At 71.0% G+C, this 8,066-nt stretch carries 6 protein-coding genes and 1 pseudogene; 3 read left to right on the forward strand and 4 right to left on the reverse strand.

The features are described from left to right. Together G3I65_RS02370 and G3I65_RS02375 are read left to right on the forward strand one after the other, a co-directional pair. Positions 1–264, forward strand: a pseudogene (locus G3I65_RS02370) (hypothetical protein); the annotation flags it as partial. 92 nt (positions 265–356) lie between these two features. Further along, a complete protein-coding gene (locus G3I65_RS02375; RefSeq protein ID WP_160694297.1) occupies positions 357–1,925 on the forward strand; it encodes an esterase-like activity of phytase family protein in 1,569 nt (522 codons plus the stop codon). Here the strand turns inward: G3I65_RS02375 and G3I65_RS02380 are convergent. Then, positions 1,922–2,938, reverse strand: coding sequence for an autoinducer 2 ABC transporter substrate-binding protein (locus tag G3I65_RS02380; RefSeq protein WP_160694299.1), 1,017 nt, complete (start codon positions 2,936–2,938; stop codon positions 1,922–1,924). The genes G3I65_RS02375 and G3I65_RS02380 overlap by 4 nt on opposite strands. A gap of 253 nt (positions 2,939–3,191) precedes the next feature. Here G3I65_RS02380 and G3I65_RS02385 point away from each other — a divergent pair, with 253 nt between their 5' ends. After that, positions 3,192–3,650: a DUF4396 domain-containing protein gene (locus G3I65_RS02385; RefSeq protein WP_160694301.1), complete on the forward strand. Its 459-nt coding sequence runs from the start codon at positions 3,192–3,194 to the stop codon at positions 3,648–3,650. Between the two features lie 38 nt (positions 3,651–3,688). Here the strand turns inward: G3I65_RS02385 and G3I65_RS02390 are convergent, their stop codons facing one another. The 3 genes from G3I65_RS02390 to G3I65_RS02400 all read right to left on the reverse strand — a co-directional run. Then, positions 3,689–4,918: a glycoside hydrolase family 88 protein gene (locus G3I65_RS02390; RefSeq protein WP_160694303.1), complete on the reverse strand. Its 1,230-nt coding sequence runs from the start codon at positions 4,916–4,918 to the stop codon at positions 3,689–3,691. A 231-nt stretch (positions 4,919–5,149) separates the two neighbouring features. Beyond that, on the reverse strand, positions 5,150–6,373 hold the full coding sequence (locus G3I65_RS02395; RefSeq protein ID WP_160694305.1) for a hypothetical protein: 1,224 nt from the start codon (positions 6,371–6,373) through the stop codon (positions 5,150–5,152). A 204-nt stretch (positions 6,374–6,577) separates the two neighbouring features. Further along, positions 6,578–8,066 (reverse strand): tetratricopeptide repeat protein (locus tag G3I65_RS02400; protein WP_160694307.1); only part of this gene is annotated, 1,489 nt, incomplete at its 5' end.

Raw genomic sequence — 8,066 nt, forward strand, 5'->3', positions numbered from 1 at the left:
CCGGTGGAGCAGCCGGCCGCGCCGGTTCCGACACCGACTCCGACCCCAGCGCCGGCGCCCGTGGTCCGGCCCAGGACGTCGACGTCGGCGCCGGAACCGCCCCCGCCGACGACGTCACGGCACGCGCGGCCGACCGAGAAACCGCAGCCCGTTGCCGAGGACACCGCGCGGCGCACCCAGGAGAAACGCCGCTGGGGACTGACCGCGCTGATCCTGGTGCTCGGCGGCGGAGCGGCGGCCGCGCACGGCCGGCGGCACCGTTAACGCCACGGCCTTCTCGAAGACGGGCATTGTCCACTTCGGCCGCTCAGACTCCTCCTCCGGTGCGATCCACGCGCCGGAGGAAGGGAAACCGGATGAAGCGGGTACGAATCGCACTGGTGGCCGGGGTCCTGGCGCTGCCGCTGGCGGCGGCGGGACCGGCCGCGGCCCATGACCACGGCCCGCGGGCGAAGGACGACCACTACCGCGTCCGCGCGGGACAGACCCTGCGCGGCGGGGTGCTCGGCAACGACCGATCCGCGACCGCGGTGGTGCGGCACACACCGGCCGCGCACGGCACGGTGTCGATCGGCGCCGACGGCACCTTCCACTACACCCCGGAGCCCGGCTTCACCGGCCGGGATTCCTTCACCTACACCGTTTCCGACGCGGTGAAGCTCTACCCGACGGCCCTGCCACCGCTGGCCACGATCGGCGGCGTCGAGATCAAGGGCGGCGCCTACGGTTCGGCGCTGACGCCGGTACCCGGCTCCCGTGACGAGTTCTACGGCCTCACCGACCGCGGCCCCAACGTCGACGCGCCCGGCGGCGGCAAGATCGAGCCGCTGCCCGCGTTCACGCCCGCGATCGGGAAGTTCCGGCTGCGGGGCGGGAAAGCCGTGCTGGAGAAGACGATCCCGCTGCGCGCGGCCGACGGCACGCCGTACAACGGCCAGGTCAGCCCGCTGGCCGACACCGGCGAGACCATTGTGGACCTCAATGGGAACGTCCTGCCGAAGTCGGCGAATGGCTACGACTCCGAAGGTCTCGTCGCCCAGCGCGACGGCACGTTCTGGGTGTCCGACGAGTACGGCCCGTTCCTCACGCACTTCGGCCGCGACGGCCGGGCGCTCGAACGCCTTTCGCCGTACGACGGTTCGCTGCCGGGCGAGCTGAAGTACCGCGTCCCCAACAAGGGCATGGAAGGCCTCGCGCTCACCCCGGACGGCGGCACGCTGGTCGGCGTCATGCAGTCGGCGCTGCAGCAGCCGGACCTGACGAAGAAGCCGGGAAACGTGACCACGCTGCGGATCGTCACCGTCGACCTGCGGACCCGCGCCACGCACGAGTACCTCTACCTGCTCGACGACCCGGCCACGACGGGCACCGCGGTCAGCGAGATCACCGCGCTGTCGGCGACGCGGTTCCTGGTCGACGAGCGGGACGGCAAGCCGCAACCGGGTGCGTTCAAGAAGCTGTACGAGATCGACCTGACCGGCGCCACCGACGTCGGCCCGCGCGCGGCGGGCTACGACGCAGTCAAGGGTGGCGTGCTCGTCGGCGGCAAGAGCATCGACGCCTACGTCGGCAAGGACACCACCGAGCAGGCGACCGCGGACCTGGCCGCCGCCGGCATCAAGCCGGTTGCGAAGAAGCTGTCCCTCGACCTCGGCGCGCTGGTGACCGGCCTGGACCCCAGCGGCGGCTTCTTCGGGCACGACAAGGTCGAAGGCGTCGCGACCACCGACGGCGGCCGCACGCTCGTGATCAGCAACGACAACGACTTCGGCATCGACGGCGTGACGAACGCGGCGCCGCCGTACGCGCTGCGCCCGAAGACGCTGCCGGACGGCCGTCAGGACGACGGCGAGTACCTGGCCGTCGACACGACCCGGCTCCCGGCGGCCACGAGCACCGCGACGGTCACCCTCGAGGTGCGCTAGTACTTGAACTGGTCGACGTTGTCGGCGGTGATCAGCAGCGGATCGCCCAGCAGGACGGTCTTCGACGGGGCGTCGAAGCGCACCGCCGGCAACTCCAGGCTCACCTTGTTGACCGGCTGCAGCGGCTTGCCGTCGGCGACCTGCTTGGCCGTCCACGCGGTGAGGTAGCCGAGCGACTCGACGTTCCACAGCACCGACTGCGAACAGGAACCGTCGAGCAGGAACGGCTTGATCGCCTGCGGCGTCCCGACGCCGACGGTGAACACCTGGCCGATCTTTTCCGCGTCCCGCACGGCTTTCGCGACGCCCGGCGCCGACGTGGTGCACTCGCCGATCAGCCCGGTCAGGCCGGGGTGGCGGGCCATCAGCTCCTTGGCGAGGTTCGTCGCGGTGTCCTGGTCCTCGCCCGCGTAGACGGTCTCGACCAGCTGGGCCTTCGGGTACTGCGTGGCCGCGTAGTCCTTCTGGACCGTGATCCAGGCGTTGAGGTTCGCCGCGGCCGGGCCGCAGGAGACGATCGCGTACTGGCCGGCGCCGCCGGTCTTCTTCATCAGCGCGTCGACGAGCGCGGTGCCGATGCCCTTGGCGGTGGCCTGGTTGACGAACACCTCACGCCGGGTGGCCGGCGCGTCGGTGTCGGAGGTCAGCACGTGGATGCCCTTGGCCCGGGCCTCGCCGATGACCTCGGCCAGCGCGGCGGGGTCGTTGGGCGCCACGACGATGACGTCGGGCTTCTTCGCGATCAGCTCCCGCAGGATGCTCACCTGGGCGGCCGGGTCGACGCTGGCCGGCGCGCTCATGGACCACGTGACGCCCAGCTGCTTCGCGGCTTCCTGCCCGCCGGTGTCCATCGCCTCGAAGTACGGGATGCCGCCGATCTTCGGGACGAACGCGATCCGGGTCGGCGCCGGCGCGGGCGCGCTGTTCAGCTGGTCCGAGCAGCCCCCGAGCGCGAGCACGGCACCCAGCACCAGCGTCGCGACCAGCCGGAAGGTCTTCGTCGGCCCTCGCATCCCACCCATTCCTCGATACTTTCGACGGTCTGCGCACCGTGGAGACCAAGGGCGAACGGTAGGGCCCCGGGTAACGGAGGTCAACGGGATGTGCGCAAAGGGTTACGGAAGTGAGTTCTGCTCGGGGGTGAACGAGGAGAAGATCCCCTGGTCGGCGGTGTCGGACACGGTGGGTGACGACGATCCGGCACCCGGCGCGCGATGTGACGCGGAGAACACACCCTAGGTACCCCTGGGGGGTATAGTGACCGGCATGAACGAACAGCACGGGGCTTCGTGGGCGACGGCGATCCAGGCGACACTGCACTGCCTCACCGGCTGCGCCATCGGTGAGGTGCTCGGCATGGTGCTGGGCACGGCGTTCGGCCTGCACAACGCGGCGACCGTGGTCCTCTCGATCGCGCTGGCCTTCGTCTTCGGCTACGGCCTGACCATGCGCGGCGTCCTGAAGTCGGGGATGAACCTGCAGGCGGCGTTCAAGGTCGCGCTGGCCGCGGACACCGTGTCGATCGCCGTCATGGAACTGATCGACAACACCGTGGTCGTGGCGATTCCCGGGGCGATGGACGCCGGACTGGCCAGCATCCTGTTCTGGCTGGCCTTGGCGCTGTCGCTGGCGGTCGCGTTCGTCGTCACGGTGCCGGTGAACAAGTGGATGATCGGGCGCGGGCTCGGCCACGCCAAGGTGCACGCGCACCACCACCACCACTGAAAGCGCGTCCGGGGAGGTGGCGGCCTCCCCGGACGTCGTCACACGCTCGAAAGGTCGATCGCGCGGTCGACCCCGCGCCGGTCGAGTACCCGCAGGATGCCTTCCAGCAGGTAGTAGTCGGCGTAGGGGAGGGACACCTCGACGCCGTCCTCGGCCGGGCGGTTGCGGGTGCAGCGGGCGACGCTCGCTTCGGCGCGCGCGGACTTCGTCGTCATGCACGTCCGCGACACCGCGGTCAGGATCCGCAGCGCGCTTTCCCGGTACTGCGGGCGGTGCGTGAGCTCCGCCAGGTCCAGCAGGCCGCACGCCATGATCACGCCGGCGGAAGCGTCCTTGACGTCGTCGGGGGCCTGCGGCGCCAGGTAGTCCCACACCGGCACGTGGTCGGCGGTCAGCCGCGACAGCGCGTAGTCCGCGAGGCGGCGGGCCGTGGCCAGGAACTCCGGGTCGCCGGTGCGGCGGTGGATCGTGGTGAAGCCGTAGACGCCCCACGCCTGCCCGCGCGACCAGCACGACGTCGGGCTGTAGCCCTGCACGGTGTTCGGCCCGATCGGCGCGCCGGTGACCGGGTCGAAGTCGAAGACGTGCGGCGTCGAACCGTCGGGGCGCGGGAAGTTCCGCTGCGCTGTCTTGGCGTGCGCGACGGCGATGTCGAGGTACTTCGGGTCCCCGGTCTGCGCGCTCGCGAACGCCAGCAGGTCCAGGTTCATCATCGTGTCCATGATGACGCGGCCCGCGTTGTTCGGGTCGGTCAGCGCGCCCCAGGCGCGGATGAACCTCCCGGCCGGGTTGTAGCGCTTGATGAGCGACGACGCGGCCTGGATCGCGCCCGCGCGCCACTTCTCCTCGCCGGTGAGCCGCCACGCCGTCACCCAGGACGGGTAGAAGAGGAAACCGAGGTCGTGCGTGCCGGTGTCGTTCTGGCGCGGGGCGAGTTTCTCCGCGGACGCCAGCGCGAGGGTCTTGAATTGTTCCTCGCCGCTGTGCAGCCAGGCCAGCCACAACTGACCGGGCCAGAATCCGCCGACCCAGTCGCCGTTCTGCGAATAGGTCCATTTCTCGAACTTCGTGCCGACCGGGAACGCGGTGACGCCGGGGGCCACCGCGCGCAGCTTGGCCACCGCGTAGTCGGCCGCTTGGCGGAGCGTCCGGGTCACGGTGGCCTGGTCGGAAACTTCGGGCGTGGCCGCGAAAGCCGGGGTCGAAGTGCTCGCGGCGACCGCGGCGCCGGCCGCGGTCGTCAGCAGGGTTCTCCGGGAAACGCTCACAGGGGACCGCCATTCCGTGCAGGGAAAGTGCCCGGAATTTTCGCACGCGCACCCGGACGTTGTACACCTGGTGGATCGGCATTCAAGGTTGTGAATTGATGTCCCGGTGAGCGGAATGGCGGAGAAAAGGGCGAAGGCCCGGTGGGGGACACCGGGCCTTCGCTGTTATCGCGGGGGTGAGGGCAGTCAACCACGCGATGATCGAGGCTCGCTCGAGCCGCGGTCAGTGCTTCAGCACTTGGGCGCGACCGGGAGGTCGGAGCCGGTCTGCAGGTAGGTGTCCGACACGTAGTGGCCGGGGCCGATGCGGTCCCAGATGTTGCTGGTGCCGAACTTGCCGGTGACGGTGTCGCCCTCGACGTAGCACTCGATGTTCACCTTGGCGTAGTTCGCCGCGAGGCCCTTGATGGTGGCGGAGGTGCTCGCGCTCGCCCGGACGTTCATCGGGTCGCCCGCGGTGCTGACGACGCCGGTCGGGCCGGAGCCGGTCCACAGGTAGGTGACGTTCACGTTGCCGTTGTCGGACATGCCGAGCCCGTCCCAGAAGACGCCGTCGGCGAGGTCGATGCCCGCCGGGTTCGCCACCTTGTAGCCGAGGCCGCTCTTGCCGCCGTTGTACCCGTTGTAGTAGGCGGCGTACGCCTCGGGCTGGCCCTGCGGCAGGTCCTTGAACTTGGTCCGGATCGACGCCGGGTTCCAGTAGTCGTCCTGCTCGTTCCACGGGCCGATGTCCCACACCGGCGCGTACTCGCACTTGCTGCCGTCGGTGCGGCAGACGCGCACCGAGTAGGTGCCGGATCCCTTGCCGGACAAGCCCTTCCCGGACGGCAGCGCGACGAAGTGGTCGCGGCTGGTGATGACGTGGCCGTTGGCGGTGGTGCCGCCGATCAGGCCCTCGCGGGTGCCGTAGACCTTGTACGTCAGGGCGGCGGTTTCGGCCAGCGCGTTGACCTGCGGGGCGTTGTCGGCGCTGAGCTTGACGCTCTTCACCGACGGCCGCACGCCGTCGGTGGTGCTGTGCAGGCTGATGCGCACCTGCACGGAGCTGACGGCGCTCTTGAGCGTGGTGCCCGCGGGCGTCCACTCGGTCCAGTCGTTCACCCCGGTCCGGCCGCGGACGTCGACGTCGATCGACGTGCCCTTCGGCGTGTCGGCGCTCAGCTCCGCGCTGACGCGGTTGGCGGCCGAGCCGAGCGCGTGCTCGGCGGTGGTGAGACTGCCTTCGCTGCCGGCGAAGACCCGCGCGGTTCTGTGCCACGCGGCGTCGGCCAGTGTCAGCGTTCCCCCGGCCGCGGCGACGTTGACGTCATCGGTGTCCACAGTGGACACATCGGCGGTCCAGCTCGCGCCGTCGGCCTTCGTCGCGGCCTGGGCGGGGGCTCCGGCCAGCGCCGTCACCGCCCCCGCGGCCAGAACCGCCGCGGTCACGCGGCCGGCCTTCCTGATCCGGATCATCCCCGGTTCTCCCTTCGCACCTGTTCACTCGAACGTGGCGAAAGACTGGCCGGGCGGCGTACATGATCCGTACAAGCAGGGCCGCGGGCTTGTGCGCCCAGCCGGAGCGCCCCAATGTGGCCTTCGGTGCGTCAGACGCACCCAAGGCGGCCTTCGGTGCGTCAGACGCAACCAAGGCCACCTTGGGGCGCTTGGGGCCGGGTGTCAGGCGGAAACGATGTGCGGCGGCTCAGCGGAAGCCGCCGGGGCCGCCGGGCGGGCCGAGGACAGCTCGCGCCAGATCGCCAGCGCGCGCTCCGAGTAGTCGCGGGACCGCTCCGGCTGGGAAAGCGCCCGGTGCAGCTCCCCGAGCAGCTGCGAAACCTCCGCCTCCGACCGCCGGTCCCCGTTCCGGCGGTGCACCGAAAGCGAGTTCACCAGCAACAGCTGCGCGTGCGCGAAGTCGCCGCTGTGCAGGCACAGCTCGCCCAGGTTCTGGTTCGCGTACCCGACGCAGTGGTCGTCGCCGAGGTCGGTGAAGATCGCGATCGCGCGGTCGACGTGCTCGCGGGCCGCCGCCAGGTTGCCCTGGTGCTGGAACAGCAGGCCCAGGCGCTTGAACGCGTGGGCCTCGCGGTGGCGGTCGCCGATCGACGCCGACAGCTCCAGCGCGTCGGTGAACCAGCGCTTCGCCGCCGCGTAGCAGCCTCGGGACATCCAGACCGCGCCCGCGGCGATGCGTGCCACCGCTTCGCCGTGCGGGTCGTCCGCCTCCGCGAACAGCTTCAGGGCCTCGTGGCAGTGGTCGAGCGCGCGGTCGTCCTCGCCCGAGATGCGCAGGATCGTGGCGAGCCCGGTCAGCGCGATGCCGACGCCTTGCGCGTCGCCGACCCGCTCGAACAACGCCCGGGACTCCTCGAACGCCACCCGCGAACCGGCGTATTCGTCCTGGTAGAGCAGGTACTGCCCGAGGTTGCGCTGGACGATCGCCTCCGCGCGCAGCGAGCCCGTCCGGCGGGCCGAGGTCAGGGCGATGAGGTGCGTGCTGTGCCAGTCGTCCTGGTGGCCGCGCAGGTCGAAGTACGGCGTCAGGGCCGACGCCAGCTGCCACGCGAGGTCGTCGAAGCCGTGCGCGGCGGCCAGCGAAACCGCCTGGACGCTGGTGTGCCGTTCGGCCGCGAACCACGCCGCCGGGTCGTCGGGCAGGACGTCGGCGGGCACCTCCGGGCGCGGCAGCTCTTCGTCGCGGTACATGCCGAAGAAGTGCAACGGCATCCGGCGCGCGGCTTCCAGCGCCAGCGCCAGGTAGCCGGTGAGGACCCGGTGCAGCGACGCGCGCGTCTTGGCCGCGTCGCTCTGCTCCGCCAGCTCCACTGCGTACACGCGCAGCAGGTCGTGGAGCCGGTAGCGCGGCTGCCCGGCCGAATCGGAGCCGACCAGCTCGACGAGGTGGCCGTCCACCAGCACGTCGAGCACGTCTTCGGCGTCACGGCGGCCCAGCACGGCCGCGACCGCCCACGGCGGGAACTGGACCGGCCCGAGCAGCCCGAGCCCGCGGAACGCGGTGGCCGCGGACATCGGCAGCAGGTCGTAGGACAGCGTCACGCTCGCCCGGACGGCGAGGTCGCCGACGCGCAGCTCGTCGAGCCGCCGGTGCTCGTCGCGCAGCCGGTCGGCCAGCAGCCGCAACGTCCAGCCCGGCCGGTGCGTGAGC

Source organism: Amycolatopsis sp. SID8362 (assembly GCF_010550475.1).
Lineage (GTDB): Bacteria > Actinomycetota > Actinomycetes > Mycobacteriales > Pseudonocardiaceae > Amycolatopsis > Amycolatopsis eburnea.

What these genes read in the sequence shown, in the direction of transcription:
- G3I65_RS02375 (WP_160694297.1), top strand. Translation starts at nt 357, where the DNA reads ATGAAGCGGGTACGAATCGCACTGGTGGCCGGGGTCCTGGCGCTGCCG.
- G3I65_RS02380 (WP_160694299.1), bottom strand. Translation starts at nt 2,938, where the DNA reads ATGCGAGGGCCGACGAAGACCTTCCGGCTGGTCGCGACGCTGGTGCTG.
- G3I65_RS02385 (WP_160694301.1), top strand. Translation starts at nt 3,192, where the DNA reads ATGAACGAACAGCACGGGGCTTCGTGGGCGACGGCGATCCAGGCGACA.
- G3I65_RS02395 (WP_160694305.1), bottom strand. Translation starts at nt 6,373, where the DNA reads ATGATCCGGATCAGGAAGGCCGGCCGCGTGACCGCGGCGGTTCTGGCC.